Annotated in this window: 20 protein-coding genes; 10 read left to right on the top strand and 10 right to left on the bottom strand. The window is 73.4% G+C overall.

Annotated elements, in window-relative coordinates:
* Positions 1–31 precede the first annotated feature (31 nt).
* From IO39_RS27090 to IO39_RS27080, 4 genes are all read right to left on the bottom strand, one after another.
* Positions 32–463 carry a lasso peptide biosynthesis B2 protein gene (locus IO39_RS27090; RefSeq protein ID WP_043628663.1) on the bottom strand — a complete coding sequence of 144 codons (432 nt, stop codon included), beginning with the start codon at positions 461–463 and terminating at the stop codon, positions 32–34.
* Complete coding sequence (locus tag IO39_RS27085; protein WP_157548954.1) at positions 460–2,343, bottom strand: asparagine synthase-related protein; 1,884 nt, start codon at positions 2,341–2,343, stop codon at positions 460–462. The genes IO39_RS27090 and IO39_RS27085 overlap by 4 nt, the downstream gene beginning before the upstream one ends.
* A 22-nt stretch (positions 2,344–2,365) precedes the next feature.
* Complete coding sequence (locus IO39_RS54835) at positions 2,366–2,509, bottom strand: lasso RiPP family leader peptide-containing protein (RefSeq protein WP_157548952.1); 144 nt, start codon at positions 2,507–2,509, stop codon at positions 2,366–2,368.
* 172 nt (positions 2,510–2,681) lie between these two features.
* Positions 2,682–3,134, bottom strand: coding sequence for a DUF2000 domain-containing protein (locus tag IO39_RS27080; RefSeq protein WP_043628661.1), 453 nt, complete (start codon positions 3,132–3,134; stop codon positions 2,682–2,684).
* A 115-nt stretch (positions 3,135–3,249) separates the two neighbouring features.
* Between IO39_RS27080 and IO39_RS27075 the strand changes: the two genes are divergently transcribed.
* Complete coding sequence (locus IO39_RS27075; RefSeq protein WP_043628660.1) at positions 3,250–3,744, top strand: Lrp/AsnC family transcriptional regulator; 495 nt, start codon at positions 3,250–3,252, stop codon at positions 3,742–3,744.
* A gap of 136 nt (positions 3,745–3,880) precedes the next feature.
* Here the strand turns inward: IO39_RS27075 and IO39_RS59475 are convergent, their stop codons facing one another.
* Both IO39_RS59475 and IO39_RS27065 read right to left on the bottom strand, forming a co-directional pair.
* Positions 3,881–4,351 (bottom strand): alpha/beta fold hydrolase, encoded by a 471-nt coding sequence (locus IO39_RS59475; protein WP_342671446.1) that lies wholly within the window; start codon positions 4,349–4,351, stop codon positions 3,881–3,883.
* Positions 4,352–4,759: 408 nt separating this feature from the next.
* A complete protein-coding gene (locus IO39_RS27065; RefSeq protein WP_084773564.1) occupies positions 4,760–5,545 on the bottom strand; it encodes a neutral zinc metallopeptidase in 786 nt (261 codons plus the stop codon).
* Positions 5,546–5,689: 144 nt separating this feature from the next.
* Between IO39_RS27065 and IO39_RS27060 the strand changes: the two genes are divergently transcribed.
* On the top strand, positions 5,690–6,823 hold the full coding sequence (locus IO39_RS27060; RefSeq protein WP_043628658.1) for a hypothetical protein: 1,134 nt from the start codon (positions 5,690–5,692) through the stop codon (positions 6,821–6,823).
* A 16-nt stretch (positions 6,824–6,839) separates the two neighbouring features.
* Here IO39_RS27060 and IO39_RS27055 read toward each other — a convergent pair whose 3' ends face one another.
* The gene (locus IO39_RS27055; protein WP_043628657.1) at positions 6,840–7,232 is read right to left on the bottom strand and encodes a RidA family protein; all 393 of its coding nucleotides are present in this window, start codon (positions 7,230–7,232) and stop codon (positions 6,840–6,842) included.
* Between the two features lie 72 nt (positions 7,233–7,304).
* Between IO39_RS27055 and IO39_RS27050 the strand changes: the two genes are divergently transcribed.
* The gene (locus IO39_RS27050; protein WP_084773562.1) at positions 7,305–8,372 is read left to right on the top strand and encodes a LysR family transcriptional regulator; all 1,068 of its coding nucleotides are present in this window, start codon (positions 7,305–7,307) and stop codon (positions 8,370–8,372) included.
* Here the strand turns inward: IO39_RS27050 and IO39_RS27045 are convergent.
* On the bottom strand, positions 8,323–9,540 hold the full coding sequence (locus IO39_RS27045) for a cytochrome P450 family protein (protein ID WP_052423416.1): 1,218 nt from the start codon (positions 9,538–9,540) through the stop codon (positions 8,323–8,325). The genes IO39_RS27050 and IO39_RS27045 overlap by 50 nt on opposite strands.
* Before the next feature lie 160 nt (positions 9,541–9,700).
* On the opposite strand from IO39_RS27045, the gene IO39_RS27040 reads away from it, so the two are divergent.
* From IO39_RS27040 to IO39_RS27030, 3 genes are all read left to right on the top strand, one after another.
* Positions 9,701–10,975: an MFS transporter gene (locus IO39_RS27040; RefSeq protein ID WP_043628656.1), complete on the top strand. Its 1,275-nt coding sequence runs from the start codon at positions 9,701–9,703 to the stop codon at positions 10,973–10,975.
* A 106-nt stretch (positions 10,976–11,081) separates the two neighbouring features.
* Positions 11,082–11,582, top strand: coding sequence for a SigE family RNA polymerase sigma factor (locus tag IO39_RS27035; protein WP_043628653.1), 501 nt, complete (start codon positions 11,082–11,084; stop codon positions 11,580–11,582).
* The gene (locus IO39_RS27030; RefSeq protein WP_043628651.1) at positions 11,579–12,325 is read left to right on the top strand and encodes a hypothetical protein; all 747 of its coding nucleotides are present in this window, start codon (positions 11,579–11,581) and stop codon (positions 12,323–12,325) included. Before IO39_RS27035 ends, IO39_RS27030 begins: the two co-directional genes overlap by 4 nt.
* Positions 12,326–12,437: 112 nt before the next feature.
* On the opposite strand, the gene IO39_RS27025 is transcribed toward IO39_RS27030, so the two are convergent.
* Positions 12,438–12,998, bottom strand: a complete 561-nt coding sequence (locus IO39_RS27025) for a phosphotransferase family protein (RefSeq protein ID WP_052423415.1) — start codon at positions 12,996–12,998, stop codon at positions 12,438–12,440.
* A gap of 419 nt (positions 12,999–13,417) precedes the next feature.
* On the opposite strand from IO39_RS27025, the gene IO39_RS27020 reads away from it, so the two are divergent.
* Genes IO39_RS27020 through IO39_RS27005 form a run of 4 tightly spaced genes read left to right on the top strand, consistent with a single transcriptional unit; the run spans position 13,418 to position 17,404 of the window.
* Positions 13,418–14,464 carry an iron-siderophore ABC transporter substrate-binding protein gene (locus tag IO39_RS27020; protein ID WP_043628649.1) on the top strand — a complete coding sequence of 349 codons (1,047 nt, stop codon included), beginning with the start codon at positions 13,418–13,420 and terminating at the stop codon, positions 14,462–14,464.
* Between the two features lie 2 nt (positions 14,465–14,466).
* A complete protein-coding gene (locus tag IO39_RS27015; RefSeq protein WP_043628647.1) occupies positions 14,467–15,507 on the top strand; it encodes a FecCD family ABC transporter permease in 1,041 nt (346 codons plus the stop codon).
* Positions 15,504–16,541 carry a FecCD family ABC transporter permease gene (locus tag IO39_RS27010; RefSeq protein ID WP_043628644.1) on the top strand — a complete coding sequence of 346 codons (1,038 nt, stop codon included), beginning with the start codon at positions 15,504–15,506 and terminating at the stop codon, positions 16,539–16,541. The genes IO39_RS27015 and IO39_RS27010 overlap by 4 nt, the downstream gene beginning before the upstream one ends.
* A gap of 56 nt (positions 16,542–16,597) precedes the next feature.
* A complete protein-coding gene (locus tag IO39_RS27005; RefSeq protein ID WP_043628835.1) occupies positions 16,598–17,404 on the top strand; it encodes an ABC transporter ATP-binding protein in 807 nt (268 codons plus the stop codon).
* A gap of 7 nt (positions 17,405–17,411) precedes the next feature.
* Here the strand turns inward: IO39_RS27005 and IO39_RS27000 are convergent, their stop codons facing one another.
* Positions 17,412–18,848: a DUF2254 family protein gene (locus IO39_RS27000; protein WP_043628642.1), complete on the bottom strand. Its 1,437-nt coding sequence runs from the start codon at positions 18,846–18,848 to the stop codon at positions 17,412–17,414.
* Positions 18,849–18,896 lie beyond the last annotated feature (48 nt).

Below are 18,896 nucleotides of genomic sequence, written 5' to 3'. Positions count from 1 at the left end.
CCTTTGTATAGTAACGGACGGTGACGAAGGGTCATCCGGCCGGCGGTGGCTCTCGGGTCACGGGAGCGACCGTGATGACCGCTTCGTACCGGACGGGCGGCTCGTCGATGGGGTGGCCGTCGGCCTCGATCCAGGCGTGCGCGGCGAACGGCCGCAGCCGTACCCCGGTGCGCCAGGTCGGCCAGACGCCCCACAGGCGGCACAGCAGCGCGGCGGCGAGGGACCGGGGCAGGCAGCCCTTTCCCGCGCAGGAGGCGCTCACCGCGAGCACCGCGTCCCGCGCGGCCTTGGCCTGGGCCGCGGTGGCCGGGCGGGCGCCCCGCCTGACGAGGAGGAGCACGGCGCGGATCCGGGCCGGCGGGCGGCGGGCGAGCACGTGCGCGGCGGCCACCGCCACCAGCGCCGCAGGACGCCGCCGCCAGGGCAGGCTCGGGCGGGGGTCGGGCACCATGGGCACGCTCATGACCGCCCCCTCCCGAGTGGGGCCGCGGCGCGCCCGCCCGCACCCGGGAACGCCGCGGCCGGCCGGGCGGGCAGGGCCCGCAGCCAGTTCTCCATCGCCACCAGCAGCCGCAGGTCCAGGTCCTGCCCGTCGACCAGGGGGCGGACGACGGCCTGGCGCAGCGCGGCGGCGTCGGCGAGCCTGAGCTCCGCCAGCCGGGAGTCGGCCGCCAGGGCGGCGAGCTGGTCACGGTGCCGGCGCAGGCCCTGGTAGATCTCGCTGGAGAACTGCCCCTTGGTGGTGCGCCCCAGGCACTGGGCCGGCATGTGCCCGGTCATCGCGGCCACGATGAGCGGTTTGTAGTGTCCCGGCCGGGCCCGCTGGTCGATGCGCGCCGACAGGCACGCCTCGATCACCCGGTCGTCGAGGAACGGCAGGTGCAGGGCGGCGCCGTACCGGGCGGTCAGGCGGTGCATGAGCCGGTACATCCCGGCGTTGTGCCGGACGAGGGACAGGGTCTGGTGCTGGGAGCGCAGCGCGGCCAGCGGCCTGGCCCGGCCGGCGGCCCGGCGCGCCAGCCGGACCACGGTGGCCGCCGCGTCGGGGTGGATCCAGGCGGGCAGCCGCATCGGCGGGTCCCAGCCGAAGTCCGGCGCGGACGCGGCCGGCGCCATGGTGAGCCGGTCGGCCCGGCCGGCCAGCCAGGGCGCGTACCGGCGCCGCTCGGCCAGCGCCATGGCCACCTCGGCGCGGGACCAGCGGGACTGGGCGCGGAAGGCGCGCAGGCGGGCGGGCAGGGCGAGCGGCCTGACGATCGCCAGGTCGTGCAGGTAGCAGGGCAGGGGCTGGGTGACCTCGTCGCCGCCGTGGCCGCTCAGGCGGACGCGCGCGCCGCGCCCGGCCAACAGGCCGGCGACGGCGCTCTCCCTGCGCCAGCCGAACAGCAGCGGCAGCGGCTCGTCCAGCCCCGTCACGGGGTCGGCCACGCCCTCGTAACGGGCGGGCATCTCGTCGAAGCCCAGCACCAGGTGCTCGCCGTCGAGGTGCGCGGCGGCCAGGCGGGCCCACGCCTCGTCGTCGTGGGCGGGATCGTCCACCCGGTAGCGGACGGTGAGCTGCCGGGTGTCGCGGCGGCGCGCGGCGTCCTGGGCCAGGAAGCAGATCGGGGTGGAGTCGAGCCCGCCGGACAGGTCGGCGGCCACCACGCCGCCCGCCGGGACCCGGGCGGCCACGGCGTCCCGCAACGCGTCCGCCAGTGCCGGGGCCGCCTGTTCCAGGCTCAGCCGCGGCTCGGGCGGGGACCACCAGCGGCGCACGCGCACGGCGCCGCCGGCCTCGAGGCAGGCGGCGCTGCCCGGAGGCACGGCGTGCACCCCCTTCCACAGGGGCGCCGACAGCGCGGGCGGCAGGAAGGTGAGCAGGCGCAGCGCCAGGTGTTCCGGGTCCACCTCGGCGCCGATCAGCGCGGCGAGCACGTCGGCGCGGTCGGCGGCCATCCCCGGCGAGCCCTCCGTTCCGGCGGGCAGGCGGGTGTGGAAGACGCGCCGCAGGCCCGACGCGCTGCCCTGCACGCGCACCCGGCCCTGGTGCGCGACCACCAGGTGGACGCTGCCCGCCAGGGCGCGGGCGAGGCGATCGGCGTCGTCCAGGTGATCCAGCCGGGCGGCGTGCCGCTCAAGAGCCGCGGCGGTGACCGGGCAGTGCCCGATCACCGCCAGGCGGACCGGGCCCGCCGTGGCACTGACGACCGGATCATGGGGGAAGGAGCCGATCAGGCACGGACGGCCGGAGGGATGGCGCAGCACCACGGTGGCGCCCGCCACGGCCGCCAGCCGCCGCGCCACCGAGGCGGCGGCCGGGCTGTCGGGCAGCACCGTGAACCAGTCGTAGCCGATGCTCACGGACGACACCGATCGGCCCCCGTCAGTTGCCGAAGTCGAAGTAGTAAGTGAAGGTGTCAGGGTCGCCCCCGAGGCCGGGGCCGTGGGTGACGCCGGCGAAGCCGCCGGCCTCCTGGATCACGGGCGGCTCATAGGGGCTCTGCGGGCGGTCGTGGACGTTCTCCATGGTCGGTTTCCCTTCGTGAGAGTTTCCGGACGCGTCTTGCGTCATCCGGCTGTCCGTGATTACCTTCCACCAGGGAATATTACTTAAAGTTACTCTTCGGATACTTCAAGTAATCGACGGAGTGACCCTCACCTGACACGGCGCCCGCCGGGCGGCGGGAGGCCGGCGCGGTTCAGCGCAGGAGCGGCAGCCGCCCGGTGAGCCGGTCGACGATCGCCCGGGGCCCGAACAGGCTGACCGCGTAGTACGCCGGCTCCTCCGTACGCGCCAGCTCGGCGAGATAGTCGTCGTAGACGTTGGTGCGCTGGGCGATGGCGGCCATGTCGGTCACCACCAGCTCGGGCTCGGCCGCCGCGTCGCTCCTGAGCCGTCCCACGACCGGGCCGGGGGCGCCGAGCACCGTGCAGCCCGTCCACGGCAGCCCGGCGTGCGCGAGCCCCGAGGCGTCCACGCCGCCCGACCCGACGATCGCCGGCACGGCGACCCCGGTGGAGGCGGCCAGGCAGGCGGCGGCGTTGGCCTGGAGGCCGCGCGGCAGGTCGCGGTCGATCACGATCACCCACTTGACCGCGAGCTCCTTGGTGGGCAGATCGGTACGGCGGTCGAGCTCGTCCAGCACGCTCATTCACGGGCTCCTTTCTCCGAAGGTCACCCAGAACATTCACACTTTCACCGTCGATCCACCAACCGGAAGAGCCGATTTCCGAAGGAAGTTCGGAAAGTGCTGGCAGGATGGGAACGTGGACGAACTTGATACGGCGATCCTCGCCGAGCTGCAGCGCGACGGCCGCCAGACCAACCGGGAGCTCGCCGAGCACCTCGGCATCGCCCCCTCGACCTGCCTGGAGCGGGTGCGCTCGCTGCGCGCGGCCGGCGTCATCGAGGGCTTCCACGCCGAGGTCAACCTCGACGCGATCGGCCGCCCGGTGCAGGCGCTGATCAACGTGCGCCTGCACCCGAAGATCCGCGAGGCCGTCGAGGGCTTCCGCGACTACGTGGCCGCGCTGCCCGAGACGCTGGCGGTGTTCGTCGTGTCGGGCGGCGACGACTTCATCATCCAGGTGGGCGTGCGGGACGCCGGCCACCTGCGCGACTTCGTGCTCGACCACGTCTCGCGCCACCGCAACATCGCCGACGTGCGCACCTCGCTGGTCTACGACCACATCCGCAAGACGTCGGTGGAGGTGCTGCCCCCCGAGCGCCCGTCACGCCCGAGGACCGGCCGCAAACGCTGAGCGGGCGCCGGCTCCGCGATGATCGCGGGGACGGTGCGGCTCAGCGTCACGGGCGGTGGAGCTCAGCGTCGCGGGGACGGCGGGGCTCAGCGTCGCGCGGGGGCGGCGGGATTCAGTGTCGCGGGGGCGGTGCGGCTCAGCCCTTCTTGGCCGGGGAGAAGCCCTCGATGGCCTCGTGCAGGACCTTCCTGAACGTCTCGCTGCCGGTGTGCCCGGAGTCGCCCACCACGGTCAGCCTGGCGTCCTTCCAGACCTTGGTCAGCTCCCACGCGGTGCTCAGCGGGCTGCCCAGGTCGAGCCGGCCGTGGACGAGCGCGCCGGGGATGCCGGCCAGCCGGTCCGCGTCGCGCAGCAGCGCGCCCTCCTCCAGCCAGGCGGCGTTGGAGAAGTAGTGGGCACAGATCCGGACCATCGCCATCTGGGCGTCGGCGGGCCGGTCGCTGTAGGCGTTGGGCTTGCCGTTGCTCTCCTGCGAGATCACCGCGTCCTCCCAGGCGATCCAGTCGGCGCAGGCCTTCTCGCGCACCTCCCGGTCGGGGCTGGACAGCAGGCGCGAGTACGCCGCCAGCACCTCGAACACGTCCCCGTCGCGGTGGGCCTCGGGCACGCCCTGGAGGAACCGCTCCTGCGCCTCGGGGAAGAGTTGCGGGTCAGGTCGGTCGCCGGGTCACTGGCGTGCGGGCGGCTGCGGCCGCAGTTGCGCTGGTCGAACAGGACGATGCGGAACCGCTCCGGGTCGAAGGTGCGGCGCGCGTTGACCGAGCAGCCCGATCCCGGGCCGCCGTGGACGACGACCGCCGGCTTGCCGTCCGGGTTGCCGCAGACCTCCCAGTAGACGAGGTCGCCGTCGCCGACGTCGAGCATCCCGTGCTCGTACGGCTCGATCGGGGGATACATGGGGCTCCTCTCCCTGGATATAACAGCGCTTCAATGTACCGGGAGCCGGCGCCCCGTACGGCCTTCCGCGACAGCCACCGCGGAAGGCCGCCCAGGTCTGTAGGCTTTCAGGCTCTGGCTAAGCCACCTTGGAGGGCGAGGCCGTCCAGGTGTTGCACGAGGCGGGGTCGCCGGTGGCGAAGCCCTTCTTGAGCCAGTACCGGATGTTGGGCTCCTTGCCGCGCCAGCGCTCCTGGCCGGCGACATCGCCCTCGGGCAGCGTCAGGAAGTGCTTCCAGTCCTTCGTCGTACGGCCCTTCAACGGCCACACACTCTTCATCGAGGCGGTACCCAGGCAGTCCGCCTGAAGAGCCAGCCGGCGGTTCTGCTCGAGAAGTTCGGCCCTCTTGTCATAGGGGACCGCGTCGAATGCCTCGGCGATGCCCACGAGGTTCTGCACGTGATAGCCGTACATGGAGGAGGCCACGTAGAACAGCCACAGGTCGGACGGCGACTCGGTCCAGGTTTTACCGACCTTGAAGACAATTGTGCGGGTCTGGTCGCAGTAGTACGCCTGCGAATCGTCCTTGTTCGTCTCGAGGTCGCACCACTTCTTGGGCAGCTTGTTCACGTGCTGGACCTTCACCTGGCTGTAGGTGAGGCCCGCCTTGGTGAGGTGAGGTTCCCAGGTCTTCCCCATGCAGGCGATGATCTTGTCGAGATAGTTGCGAGCCTGCTTGACGTCGCCCGCCTTGACCTTGGGCTCCGCGCAGGTCGACTTGGGCAGCGCGCCGCTCTCATAGAGCGGGTTGGCGGTCAGCTCGGTCTCGTTCACCGGGTACGCGGCTGCCGAGGCGGCGGTCGCGCCGACCCCTAAAGGAGCGATGAGGGCGCACGCCAGAACAGCGGTCTTGAGGGGTTTCATGAAGCGTGACCCTAGGGCCAGGCGGCTTTCCTCGCAACGTGGCGATGAGCGGTAAAGAGGGCTAGATCCAACAATTAAGTAATTGGACCATCGCTAAGGGTACTGATCGCAACGATAACCGGATCATCGCCATCAAGGAGCATCATGTACCGGCATACCGTTGCCGTATTCACCGCCGCCTCCGCCGTTCTGCTCACGGGTGCCGCGCCCGCCCACGCGGAGGGCGAAAGCGCCGCTCCCACCGCCCGCTGCGGCAATTTCGACGTCATCAGCATCAACGTCTCGCCGCCCCCGCCGCTGGCCGGGAACGTCACCACCGAGGAGATCAGCGCCCTGCTGCACTCGATCGCGGACGGCACCCTGCTGAGCGGGTTCTTCACGCAGGGGATGGGCGTGCCGGCCGTGCCCTGGGTGCCGTACGGGACGCCGCTCGCCGCGTCGCCCGCGCCCGATCAGGCCGGTCCGACCCTGCCGCCCTTCCCGCGCCCGAGCCTGCCACCCCTGCCCAGCCCCCGCCAGTCCCCCTTCCCCAACCCCGGCCAGCCGCCTTTCCCCAACCCGAGCCAGGCGCCTCTCCCCAACCCCAGCCAGTCGGCTCTTCCGAACCCCAGCCAGGCGCCCTTCCCGAGCCCCGGCCGGGCCCTGGACGCGAGCCCGGGTCAGCCCCTGAACGCGAACTCCGGCGAGTCCTCGCCCTCTCCCCTGCGGGTCGTGCTCGAAGACCTCATCAACCAAGCGCTGGCGTGCGCCCGCAGCACGGCCTCCCCGGGGACGAACCCGGGCACACCGCCCGGCACGGTCCCCGGCGCGGGATCGAGCGCCGTGCCAGGCGCGGGACAGGCGGCCGGGGCGGGCTCGGGCGCGGGTGCGTGGCAGGCGGCCGGGGCGGGCACCGGCCTGGCGGTCAAGCCGCTCATCGGCACGGCGGCCCTGGCGCGCTACCTCGAAGCGCTCGTGACCGGCCGGCCCTCGGCCGCCTGCGCGCCCGCCCCCGGCCCGGCCACCGGCCAGAACCCGGCGCAGGGACAGGCCCCCGCCCAGAACCCGGCGCAGGGGCAGGCGCAGAGCGCGGCACAGGGCCAGGCTCAGGGTCAGTCGGAGGGGGCCACGTCGTTGCTGGCCGCGCTCGGCGTGCGTCACTTCCTGGAGGCGCTGGCCGGCGACCCGGCCGCCTGCCCGCCCGCCGCGCCCGGCGCGCCCTCGGTCCGGTCGTCGTCCTCGCTGCTGGAGTCCATCGGCGTCACGGACCTGTTCGGCGGGCTGGCCGGCCGCGGGTAGCGCCCCGGCCGGGGTCTCACGCGGCGGGGCGGCGCCTGGCGTACACCTCGATCTCGATCTTCATGCGCGGGTCGGCCAGGCCGCACATGAGCATCGTGGCCGCCGGCCGCACCTCGCCGAAGCACTCGCGCAACACGGGCCAGCAGGGCTCGAAGTCGGCGCGGTCGGGCAGCAGGTAGCGCACGCGCACGACGTCGGCGAAGGTGCAGCCGGCCTCCTCCAGCGCCGCCCCGATATTGCGCAGGCACTGCCTGGCCTGCTCCACCACGTCGTCGGAGATCGTCATGGTGGTGTAGTCGAAACCGGTCGTCCCCGAGACGTGCACCCAGTCGCCGTCCACCACGGCCCGGGCATATCCGATCTGCTCCTCGAACGTGGAACCGCTGAGGATCGCGCGTCGCTCCATCATGTGCCGAACGCTAGGGGACCAGGGCCGATACGTCTAATACAGCCAAGCCCATGGGCTGATATCTCTAGAGGTATGGATCGCCCGAAAGTTCCGCTCGCGCAGCTCCACGCGTTCGTCGTGCTCGCCGAGGAGCTGCACTTCGGTCACGCGGCCGACCGCCTGGGCATCGCGCAGCCACCGCTGAGCCAGCAGATCCGCCGCCTGGAGGACAAGGTCGGGCACGCGCTGTTCAGCCGGGCGCCGGGCCGGGTCGAGCTCACCCCGGCGGGCCGCGAGCTGCTGCCCGCCGCGCGCACGGCGCTGGCCGAGCTGGCGGGCGGCCTGGCGGCGGCGCGGGCGGTCGGCGACGGGCGGGCGGGCCGGGTCCGGCTCGGGTTCGCCGCCTCGCTGGCGCTGACGGTGCTGCCCGCGCTGCTGGGCGCGTACCGGGAGCGGGTGCCGCGGGTGCGCGTCGAGCTGCACGAGATGACCACCGCGCCGCAGCTCGCCGCCCTGCGGGAGCGGCGCATCGACGTCGGCCTGCTGCGCGAGCCGCCGGAGGGCGGAGAGCCCGGCCTGGCGTTCGCGACGGTGCTGCGCGAGCCGTTCGTGGCGGTGCTGCCGGCCGCCCACCCGCTGGCCGCCGGCCGCACGGTGCGGCTCGCGGACCTGGCCGGCTCGCCCTTCGTGCTCCTGCCGCGCGAGCAGGGGCCGGGCCTGTACGACCGGATCGTGGACGTGTGCCGGGCGGCCGGGTTCACGCCCGAGGTGGGCCAGCACGCGGTGGAGTGGCAGACGGTCTGCGCGCTGGTGGGGGCCGGGCTCGGGGTCTCGCTGGCCCCGGCGGGCATCCGGCGGCTCCGGCTCAGGGGCGTGGCCTTCCGCGGGGTGACGCCGGGGGACGCGCGTACGGACGTGGCCGTGGCGTGGCGCGCGGACGACCGCAACCCGCTCGTCACGAACCTGCTGAACACCCTCACAGCATCCGGAACCGGAACTGGAGCCGGGACCAGCACCGGGGCCCTTGCCGAAACCGGCGCCGGGGCCGTTGCCGGGACCGGCGCCGGCGCCCGGGCCGCCCCGGTCGGTGGGGCGGCCCCGGGATCATCGGTCAGCGGGGCTTGCCCAGGAGCACCGGCAGCTCCAGCGGCCCCTCCGTGATCAGCGAGGGGGTGTAGGCGATCTCGTCCGCCGCGATCGCGAGCCGCAGATCGGGGAAGCGCCCGAACAGCGACTCCAGCGCGATCCGCAGCTCCAGCCGGGCCAGCGGCGCGCCCAGGCAGAAGTGCGGCCCGCGGCCGAAGGCGAAGTGCGTGTCGGGCTCGCGGAAGACGTCGAACCGCCCGGCGTCCGGGCCGAACCGGGCCGGGTCGGTGCCCGCCCCCTCCAGCGCGACGACGATCGGCTCGCCCGCCGGGATCACCGTCCCGCACACCATCGCGTCCCGCAGCGGGTAGCGGAACATGACGGTGAGCACCGAGGTGCGGCTGCGCAGCGCCTCCTCCACCGCCTCGGCCCAGGCGCCGCGCTCCTTCACCGCGGCGAGCTGCGCGGGGTCGCGGCACAGGGCGATGACGGCGTTCGCGATCTGGTGCACGGTCGTCTCGTGGCCGGCGATGAGCGCCAGCCACAGGAGCCACAACATCTCCTTGTCCGACAGCCGGTCGCCGTCGTCCTCCTGGGCCCGGATGAGGCCGGTGGTGAGGTCGTCGCCCGGCTCCACGCGCCTGCGCTGGATGTAGGAGGCCAGGTAGCCGAGCGTCGACTGCGCCGCCGCGGTGGTCTCCTCGGGGGTGGCCAGGTGCGACAGCAGGACGTTCGTCCACTCGCGGATCTGGTAGCGCTCCTCTTCGGGCACGCCGAACAGCTCGCAGATCACCGCGATGGGCAGCGGCTCGGAGAAGTGGCGGACGAGATCCGCCACCTCGCCCTGCGCCGCCAGCCCGTCGAGCAGGCCGTCGGTGATCTCCTGGATGCGCGGGGCCATGGCCTCCACGCGGGCGGGGGTGAAGGCGCGGTTGACCAGGCCGCGCAGGCGGCGGTGGTCGGCGCCGTCCTGGGTGAGCAGGTGGTCGCCCTCGACGAGCCGCCGCAGCGGCCAGTCAGGGGGGATGGTGCCGTCGTGCATGGCCGGGCAGTTGATCGAGTTCTTGCTGAAGAGGGTGCCGTCGCCGGCGAGGACCTCGCCGACCGCTTCGTACGAGGCGACCATCCAGGCGTTGACCTTGCCGGGCAGTTCGATGGGAACGACCGGCCCACCTTGGTCTCTGAACCGGCGGATCGTCTCCGACGTCCGCTCACCGAGAACTGGAATCTGCAGGGGATCCATGTGCGGTCTCCAAAAGGCCGGGGGTTCCTCAACTCTCCGCTCTGCTCGCGACCCCGGCCAATACCGCTTAGTAATCATGTCACCACTCAGCAGTGAACTCCTGCCGCCGACGACACATCGGCACCACCATCAGAGCTGCCACACATAGGAAGATGTCCGGATGAACTCCCCCAGCCCCTTACCGCCACGGCGGCTGCCGCTCTTCATCCTGGGCGTCGCCGCCCTGTCCGCCGCCACCTCGCTCGCCACGTCGTCCCTGCCGTCGGCGGGCTACGAGGCGTCGGGCGCGACCTCCGGCTGGTTCGCGGCGGGCGGTGTCGCGACCGTCGTGGCGGCCGTCCTGCTGGGGGCGCCCCTCGGGGTGCTCGTGGACCGGGCGCGGCGCCGCCGTACCGTGCTGGTCGTGGCGGCCCTGCTGGCGGCGGCGATCGTGCCCTCCGTGGCGGCGACCGGCGGGCTCGGCCTGATGACCGCGCCGCACGTCCTGGTCGCGGTGGTGGCCGTGAGCGGGGTGGGGGCGCTGGCGCCGGTCCCGCAGGAGGCCCTGCTGCCCGCCGTGGCCGGCCGCGGGTTCCTGGTCCGGGCCAACGCCCTGCTGTACGTGCTGCCCACCGTCCTGCTCGTCGCCGTCACCCTGCCGCTGTCCGCGCTGGACATCGACGAGACCGGCGTGCTGCTCGCCGCCGGGGCGCTGGCGCTCTGCGCGGCAGCGGCCTTCCACGGGATCGAGCCGGCGGGGAGGCCGGTGGAGGAGCCGCCGCCCGGGGCCGGGTTGTGGCGGGAGGCTCTGGAGGGGGTCCGCTTCACGGCGCGGCACCCGGTGCTGCGGGCGATCACCCTGTACGTCGTGGTGTCGGCGGCGGCCGGGCAGTTCGCGGACGAGGCGACGCGCGCCGCCCGCCGCGTGCTCGTGACGGACGACTCGATGACGTACGCCGTCGTCTCCTTCTCCACCATGATCTCGTCCCTCGGCGGGTTCGTCCTGGGCCCGCTGCTGGCCGTGCTGCTGCACCGCAGGTTCGGCACCTTCCGGCTGGCGGCGGCGGCCGTGCTGGTGAGCCAGCCGTGCCTGCTGCTGCTCGCGCTGTCCGGCGCTCCGGGAGGGCCGGTCTGGCACACGCTGGGCGGGCTCGTCCCGCTGATCGGCACGATCGTGGCCGCCATCGCCCTGGTCAGCCACCGCCAGGCGATCACGCCCGGCCGGCTGCTGGGCCGGGTCAGCGGCCTGCTGGTGGCCCTGGCCATGCTGGGCCAGACGGCGGGCGACGTCCTGAGCGGGCCCGTCAGCCGGCTGACCGGCCTCGCCGCCGACACGCCCGCGCCGCCGGCGCTCCTTCCCGGCCTGGCCCTGGCCACGGCGCTCTGCCTGGCCGCCGCCGTACCACTGCTGCGGGCCCGCCACCACCCCGCCGAAGCCCTGGAACCGGCCGGCTGAACGCACCGCCCGCCGGCCCGCGTGAAAATCACTGCCGGACGGCTGTGAACCGAACACGTCTCCTGGGCGGTAGTCATCACCGGTGGCGACGAGACGGAGATGACGGATGGACGACGGGTTCGCCGAGTACGTGGCACAGCGGCAGTCGCGGTTGTGCCGGATGGCGTATCTCCTCACCCGGGACTGGGGCACGGCTGAGGATTTGGTGCAGACCGCGCTCGCACGGGCCTGGCTGGCCTGGCGGCGGATCGAGGGCAACCCCGACCCGTACGTCTACCGGATCATCGTCAACACCCACACGTCGTGGTGGCGGCGCAGGTGGCGGGGTGAGGTCCCGGCCGAGACGCTGCCCGAGACGGCCGATCCGCGCGACGCGCCCGCCGAGCTGGACGACCAGGCGGCACTGTGGAACGCGATCGGCGCGCTCTCCCCGCGCCAGCGCGCGGTGATCGTTCTGCACTACTACGAGGGACGGACGCTCACCCAGGTGGCCGACATCGTCGGCTCCTCACTGGGGGCGGTGAAGAGCCAGCTCAACCGGGCTCTGACGCGCCTGAGGGTCGATCCGGACGTTCGGACCATGAGCTTGGAGAGGGGCCGGCGATGAGGCATGAGGAAAGCGACCTGCGCGAGCTGCTGACCGTACGCGCGGAGGCCGGACAGCCGTCCGTGTCCCTCGACGCGATCGTCCGGCGCGGCCGGCGCATCCGCCGGAAGAGGCGGGCCCTGGCGTCCGGGGTGGCGGCGGCGGTCGCCGCCGTGGTGCTGGTCAACGGCCTGCCCAGGACGGAGGGCCCGCCGGTGGCGGCGGAGCCGCCGGACTCGGCCGTGGTCGATCAGGGCCCCGAGCTGCCCGCGACGTTCCCCGTACGGCTGGGGGGGACGCGGGTCGACCTCACGCTCGCCCACCCCTTCCGCTTCGACACCGTCGGCGCCACGTGGACGGTGATCTTCGAGCCGACCAGCCACTGGACCAGCTACAGGGTGGTCTGCGACGACCCCCGGGCCTGGGTCGTCACGTCGCAGCGGCTCAAGGGCGGCGAGACGGGCGGCACGGCCGCACGGTGCGACGGCTTGCTGGGAGGCCATCACGACAAGCTCTCCACCCCTTCGGACTGGCTGCGGCGTCCGCAGTCCATACGGGTCTGGGTCTTCCCGGCGGACGCGCCGGTGCGGGAGGTGGCTCAGGAGGTGACCGGCTGCCCCTCGCCGGCGGGTGAGTGCGACGAGTCCGCCCAGGAGCAGGCGCTGATGAACGCCGACGTACGCGAACGCCTGCTGGCCCGGGTCGGCGAACGGCCGGGGAACTGGGCGATCGGCATCTACGACCGCCCCGCGGCGCAGAACTGACGACGACCCGCGCCACCCGCCCTGGGGCCTGGGGCTTGGGACTTGGGAGGCCGGGTTCGGGCGTCCACGGTCCTGGTCAGGAGGGGTGGCCACGAGGCCGGTCGCGCGAGGGTCAGGCCAGTTCGGCCCAGGGGTGGGGCGGGGGCGAGGTGAAGAAGCGGAGCAGGCCCAGGAGGCGGGCGGCCTCGGCGTCGATCCAGCCCTCGGCGTGCAGGCCGGCGATGAGTGTCCAGGGGTCGGCGGTGACGTCGTCGACGGGCACGCCGGGCAGTTCGGGCGCGGTGTCCGGGGACAGCCGGTGCAGCCTGGCCAGCTCCCGGCCCACCTCGCGCAGGGCCCTGGCGGCGCCGTCCGGCGCGAGGTCGGAGAGCTCCACGCCCCGCACCCGGGCCAGCACCATGTACGGCACGCCCACCCGTTCGCGGGTGGCGTCGAAGTCGGCGACCTCCGGCGCCCGCACCCCGGCCCGCCGGGCGACGGGGATGACCGCGGCCTCCTTGACCAGGTCGGGCAGGAACCGCTCGCCGCGCGGGATGCGCAGGACCAGGTCGTCCCCGAGCAGGAAGACGTGGTTGGCCACCCCGCGTGGCAGGGGCCGCACCCGGCCGGCCGCGACGCCGTGCCGGCGGGCGAGGGCGGCCAGGGTCTCGTCGCTCGGCTCGTGCTCCACCATGACCGTGCATGCTGACACGACCGCTCAGGCCTCGTCGCGCCCTTTTCCGGCCCCTCGGCCTCCATGAACCCGCGGCCCCCTCAGAGCCGCCGCCCTCCCGAGCCCGCCGCCTCCCCGGACCGCCGCCTCCCGAGACCCCCCGCCTCCCCGGACCGCCGCCTCCCGAGGCCCCCGTTACCCCCGCCTCCCTCCCGAGCCCGCCCTCCGAAGGTGCCCACCCGGGGCCGCTGCCTTTCCGCAGTCACCCGCCCACCCTTGCGGGGTGATTTGTCCCTCTCGGGGAGGGTTTGATGGCTTAAGAATCTATAGGTTAGGCTTACCTAAGTGGTGCGAGTTCAGGTTGTGGCCTGTGCGATGCCACAACCCCGGTGATCGTGGCGCCCCGCCCCACGAGCGTGTCGACGTACAAGGAAACTCCCATGCCGTTCAGGTTCACCCGCGTGCGCGCCTTCTCGGCCGTCGCCGTCACCGCCCTGCTGGTCGTCACCGGCTGCGGCACCTCCGCCCCCGAGCCCCAGGCGTCGGCGGCGCCCACGACGAGCGGCAGCGCGGCCGGCGCGTTCCCGGTGACGATCGACAGCGCCCTCGGCCAGGCGACGATCACCAAGCAGCCCGAGCGCGTCGTCACGCTCGGCCAGGGCTCGGCGGAGACCGCGATCGCGCTCGGCCACACGCCCGTCGGCATCGAGAGCTACGAGTGGGGCAGCGACAAGACCGGCTACCTGCCGTGGATCCACGAGGCGGTGACCAAGGCCGGCGGCACGCTGCCCAAGCAGTTCACCGGCGGCGAGAACATCGACATCGAGGCCATCGTCGAACTGGAGCCCGACGTGATCCTGGCCCCGTGGTCGGGCATCACGCAGGACCAGTTCAAGATCCTCTCGGACATCGCGCCCACCGTCGCCTACCCGGACCTGGCCTGGAGCACGAACTGGGACGAGCAGATCGAGATCATCGCCAAGGCGCTGGGCAAGCCCGACCAGGCCGCCAAGCTGATCGCGGACATCAGGAAGCAGCTCGCCGACGCCGCCGCGACCCGGCCGCAGTACAAGGACGTGACCTTCTCCTACATCTACACCACCGGCCCCGGCACCCTCGGCGTGTTCATGCCCGAGGAGCAGCGGGTGGAGATGGTCTCCTCCCTCGGCCTGACCGTGGACCCGGTGGTCAAGACGTTCGAGGAGACCAAGGGCACCGACTCGGCCGTGATCGGCCTGGAGAACGCCCAGAAGCTGGCCAAGAGCGACCTGATCTTCACGTTCTACACCGACGCCAAGACCCGCAAGGAGATCGAGGCCCAGAAGCTGTACGCGGCCATCCCCGCGATCAAGCGCGGCAGCGTCGTGGCGAGCAACGACAACCCGTTCGTCACCGCGTCCTCGATCATCAACCCGCTGACCGTGCCGTGGGTGATCGACCGCTACCTGCCGCTCATCGACGAGGCGGTCGGGAAGCTCGACCGCTGACAGTGACCGCCACCGTCGTACGCACCGCGCCGGGAGGCTCGGGCGCCCCGCGCGCCCGAGCCTCCCGGCTCGTGTGGTTCCTGATCGCCGGGCTGGCCGTGCTGGCGCTGGCGATGCTGGCCAGCATCGCCTTCGGCAGCCTGCCCACCTCCATCGGCGACGCCGTGGACGTGCTGCGCGGCACCGCGGACGCCAACACCACCGCGGTCGTCGAGAGCCGCTACCCGCGCACCGCGCTCGGCCTGCTGGCCGGGCTGGCCCTCGCCGTCGCGGGCACCCTCATGCAGGGCGTCACCCGCAACCCGCTGGCCGACCCCGGCCTGCTCGGCATCACGGCGGGGGCCTCGGCCGGGGTGGTCAGCGCCACGGCCTTCCTGGGGGTGTCCGGCCAGTGGGGCACCGTGTGGTGGGCGCTGCCCGGCGCGCTGCTGGCCGGCGTGCTGGTGCACGTCATCGGCTCGGCCGGCTCCGGCGCGGGCCTGGTGAGGCTGGTGCTGGCGGGCGCGGTCGTGACCGCGGTGCTGTCGGCGTACGTGCAGGCCGTGACCCTGGGCATGCCGAAGGTCTTCGACAGCTACCGCTACTGGGTGGTCGGCGCGCTCGGCGGCCGGGACTTCGAGGTGCTGCTGTCCGTGCTGCCGACGGCCGGGCTCGGGCTGCTCCTGGCGCTGCTGCTGGCGCCCGCGCTCAACACGCTCGCGCTCGGCGACGAGTCCGCCTCCGCGCTCGGCGCGCGCCCCGGCGTGACGCGGGCGCTCGGGCTGCTCGCGGCGACGCTGCTCAGCGCGGCGGCGACCGCGGCCGTCGGGCCCATCGCCTTCGTCGGGCTGGCCGTGCCGCACATCGTCAAGGCCGTCACGGGCGCCGACTTCCGGGCCCAGATCGTCTTCTCCGCCGTGCTGGGTCCCGCGCTGCTGCTGCTCGCCGACGTGGCGGGCCGGATGCTGCTGCGCCCGCAGGAGCTGATGGTGGGCATCGTGACGGCGTTCCTCGGCGCGCCGGCGCTGCTGGTGGCCGTACGGAGAATGAAGGGCGGGTCATGAGCAGGCCGAAGGGGTTCGTCGTGCTCGGGCGGGCGGTGGCCGTGCCCGTCTCACGCGTCTCCGTCGTCGCCGGGCTCGTCCTGACCGTCCTCCTGCTCGCCGCCTGCGTGGCCACGCTCTCGCTCGGCCGCCTCGGCATCCCGCTCACCGACCTCCTCGGCGCGCTGACCGGCGGCGCGCGCGGCAAGGCCGCGTTCGTGCTGGAACGCCTGCGCGGCCCCCGCCTGGTCGTCGGCCTCGGCACCGGCGCCGCGCTGGGCCTGTCGGGCGCGCTGTTCCAGACCGTCACCCGCAACCCGCTGGGCAGCCCCGACGTGATCGGCCTGGCCTCCGGCGCGGGCGCGGGCGCGGCGGCCGTCGCGCTGCTGCTGCCCGGGGTGGTGCCGGTCCCGATCGGCGCGCTGGCCGGCGCGGTGCTGGCCGTCGTGGTGGTGTACGTCTCCACCGGCACCGGCTTCCGCAACCCCGGCCGGCTCATCGTGGCCGGCATCGGCGTCTCGGCGATCTCGGTGGCCTTCATCCAGTACGTCGTGTACGCCGTCGAACGCGACAAGGCGACCGTGCTGACCGCGTACGTCAACGGCAGCCTGTCGGCCCGCTCCTGGGAGCACGCCGTGACCATCGGGATCGTGCTGCTGGTCGTGGCCCCGCTGGCGGCGGCGATCTCGGGCCGGCTCGCCCTGTCCGAGATGGGCGACGAGACGGCCGGCATGCTCGGCGCCGAGCCCGGCGGCACCAGGACGGCGGCGGTGGCGCTGTCGGTCGTCCTGTCGGCGGGGGCGGTCGCCGTGGCAGGGCCGATCACGTTCATCTCGCTGACCGCGCCGCAGATCGCCCGCCGCCTGACCGGCGGCACCGGCCCGCACCTGATGCTCTCGTCGCTGACGGGCGCGCTGCTGCTGGTGCTGGCCGACCTGGCCGCGCAGCAGCTCCCGCTGCCCGGCGGCGTGCCGGTCGGCGTCTACACGCTGGCCCTGGGCGGCCTCTACCTCGGCTACCTGCTGATCCGCGAATGGAAGAAGGGCACGCTATGAGCACGACGGGCCTGAAGGACGCCATGAGCACGACCACGACCGGCCTGGAGGACGCCATGAGCACGACCACGACCGGCCTGGGCGCCCGGAACGTCACCGTCTCCTACGGCGGCGACCCGATCGTCCGCGACGTCAGCCTCGACATCCCGCAGGGCGAGCTGACCATGATCATCGGCCCGAACGGCTGCGGCAAGTCCACCCTCGTCAAGACGCTGGCCCGGATCATGAAGCCGGACCACGGCCAGGTGCTGCTGCACGGCCGCGACATCTGGTCCTACCGGGGCAGGCAGGCCGCCAGGCACGTCGCCCTGCTGCCGCAGAACCCGGTCGCGCCGGACGGCATCACCGTGCGCGGCCTGGTGCGGCGCGGCCGCTACCCGCACCACACGCTGCTGCGCCAGTGGTCGCCGGACGACGACGCCGCGATCGGCTTCGCGCTGGAGCGCACCGGGCTGGACGACCTGGCCGAGGCGCAGGCGGGCGAGCTGTCCGGCGGGCAGCGCCAGCGGGCCTGGATCGCGATGGTGCTCGCCCAGCAGACCGACCTGCTGCTGCTGGACGAGCCCACGACCTTCCTCGACATCGCCCACCAGTACGACCTGCTGGAGCTCTGCCGCGAGCTGCACCGCGAGGGCAAGACGATCGTGGCCGTGCTGCACGACCTCAACCAGGCCGCCCGGTTCGCCTCGCACCTGATCGTCATGAAGGGCGGCAAGGTGGTGACCCAGGGGCCGCCGTCGCGGGTGCTGACGCCCGAGCTGGTGGCCGAGGTGTTCGGGCTGGCCTGCGACGTGGTGCCGGACCCGCGCACGGCCACTCCGATGGTCATCCCGCACGCCTCGCTCACGGATGGAGCCGCCTGACCGGGGCTCAGCCGCCGGGACACCCGCGCATGCGCCGGTGGTGCGTCTCGGCGACCGCGACGAGCCGTTCCGCGAGGTCGCGCCGGCCCCGTGCGGCCAGGCTCCGGGAGAGCAGCCGCAGGGCCTCCTCCAGGTCGGCGGGCAGTGAGGTGAGCTCGGTCACCACCGGCAGCAGCCGCCAGACCCGGTCCTCCAGCAGCGGCAAATGCTCTTCCCGGGTCTGCGGCACCACCTGCGCCAGCGCCATCAGCACCTCGGTGCACGGCCCCGCGTTCCTGGCCTCGACCGCCAGGAAGCCGATCGTGGCCAGCCGGTCGAGGGTCTCGCCCGGCACCACGTCCGGGTAGACGACCGGCACGACGCCCCGCCGTTCGAGGGGCGGGGCGAGGAACGAGCGCTCGAACAGGTCCGCCAGCACCCGCATCGCCGCCAGCCCGATGAGCGGGCTGTGCTGGGCGCTGGAGTAGGCGGTCCAGGCGATGCCGGCGATCTGCTCGACGGCGTAGGCCGGGTCGGTGCGCACGTCCCTGGTGGTGTCGATGACCAGGCACCCCTCCACCCGCGCGGCCAGGGGCCGCAGCGCCCGGGGGTCGGCGGCCCGTACGTGGCCCACCAGGTCCCCGGCGGCCAGATACGTGCCCACCGGATGCTCGAACACCACCTCGACCTGCGGCCCGGCCCGTTCCAGCACCCGCCGCAACCTCTTGAACCGCAGATCGACCAGGTAGCCGTCCTGCCGGGCGCACACCGGCTCCGCCGGGCTCGCGGGCAGCAGCGGCGCCGGCCGCAACGACGACAGCAGCCGGCGCCTGCGGTGGCGCGCCCGCAGGGCCAGCCGCCAGGTGGCGGACAGGACGCTGGCCGGCCGCATCTGGTTGATCGTGCCGTAGATCAGCGTCATCAGCATGACGAGGGCGATCGTGGTGAGCACGAACAGGATGACCGCGCCGAACGACAGATGGTTGCCCGGCCGCCGCGAGGCCAGCAGGAGGAAGGCGTAGAAGGACAGGCCGACGAAGTAGCCGAAGTGGATCTGGTTGCCGCGCCTGCGCAGGAACTCGTCGAAGACGACCGGCGTGTAGAGGGAGGCGTTCTGCTGCACCGCGACCAGCAGCACCGAGAACGTCAGCGACGCCACGCCGAGCACCGCCGGGGCGACCTGGGCGAGCAGGTCGATGGCCACCTGGCTGGGGATGAGCCGGTCCAGCGTCACCCGCGCGTCACGCAGGGGCGGGAGCGGCGACAGGTCGAGGAAGACGGTCACGGCGCCGAGCGCGGCGAACCCGGCGAGCATGAACAGCGGCACGCTCAGGAACTCCACGAACGCCCGCCTGAACGCCCGCGCCAGGTGGACCGGGGCTCTGGTCCCGGGCCGCACGTTCAGGCGTACGGGATGGCGGGCGTGGAGCGGCGTCCGGTCTCCGGCGCCGCCACCCGTCTCCATGTCCGTTCCCTGTCCTCGCCGGCCTCTGACCGCCCCCTCCGACCGGCA

This window comes from Nonomuraea candida, assembly GCF_000725485.1.
Taxonomy (GTDB): domain Bacteria; phylum Actinomycetota; class Actinomycetes; order Streptosporangiales; family Streptosporangiaceae; genus Nonomuraea; species Nonomuraea candida.
Note: the sequence above shows the minus strand (reverse complement) of the source record. Positions and strands in the feature narration are given on the sequence as shown.

Coding starts and splice junctions, on each gene's coding strand:
- IO39_RS27090 (WP_043628663.1), bottom strand. CDS start 463: ATGAGCGTGCCCATGGTGCCCGACCCCCGCCCGAGCCTGCCCTGGCGG.
- IO39_RS54835 (WP_157548952.1), bottom strand. CDS start 2,509: ATGGAGAACGTCCACGACCGCCCGCAGAGCCCCTATGAGCCGCCCGTG.
- IO39_RS27080 (WP_043628661.1), bottom strand. CDS start 3,134: ATGAGCGTGCTGGACGAGCTCGACCGCCGTACCGATCTGCCCACCAAG.
- IO39_RS27065 (WP_084773564.1), bottom strand. CDS start 5,545: ATGAAACCCCTCAAGACCGCTGTTCTGGCGTGCGCCCTCATCGCTCCT.
- IO39_RS27060 (WP_043628658.1), top strand. CDS start 5,690: ATGTACCGGCATACCGTTGCCGTATTCACCGCCGCCTCCGCCGTTCTG.
- IO39_RS27055 (WP_043628657.1), bottom strand. CDS start 7,232: ATGATGGAGCGACGCGCGATCCTCAGCGGTTCCACGTTCGAGGAGCAG.
- IO39_RS27050 (WP_084773562.1), top strand. CDS start 7,305: ATGGATCGCCCGAAAGTTCCGCTCGCGCAGCTCCACGCGTTCGTCGTG.
- IO39_RS27045 (WP_052423416.1), bottom strand. CDS start 9,540: ATGGATCCCCTGCAGATTCCAGTTCTCGGTGAGCGGACGTCGGAGACG.
- IO39_RS27040 (WP_043628656.1), top strand. CDS start 9,701: ATGAACTCCCCCAGCCCCTTACCGCCACGGCGGCTGCCGCTCTTCATC.
- IO39_RS27035 (WP_043628653.1), top strand. CDS start 11,082: ATGGACGACGGGTTCGCCGAGTACGTGGCACAGCGGCAGTCGCGGTTG.
- IO39_RS27030 (WP_043628651.1), top strand. CDS start 11,579: ATGAGGCATGAGGAAAGCGACCTGCGCGAGCTGCTGACCGTACGCGCG.
- IO39_RS27025 (WP_052423415.1), bottom strand. CDS start 12,998: ATGGTGGAGCACGAGCCGAGCGACGAGACCCTGGCCGCCCTCGCCCGC.
- IO39_RS27020 (WP_043628649.1), top strand. CDS start 13,418: ATGCCGTTCAGGTTCACCCGCGTGCGCGCCTTCTCGGCCGTCGCCGTC.
- IO39_RS27010 (WP_043628644.1), top strand. CDS start 15,504: ATGAGCAGGCCGAAGGGGTTCGTCGTGCTCGGGCGGGCGGTGGCCGTG.
- IO39_RS27005 (WP_043628835.1), top strand. CDS start 16,598: ATGAGCACGACCACGACCGGCCTGGGCGCCCGGAACGTCACCGTCTCC.
- IO39_RS27000 (WP_043628642.1), bottom strand. CDS start 18,848: ATGGAGACGGGTGGCGGCGCCGGAGACCGGACGCCGCTCCACGCCCGC.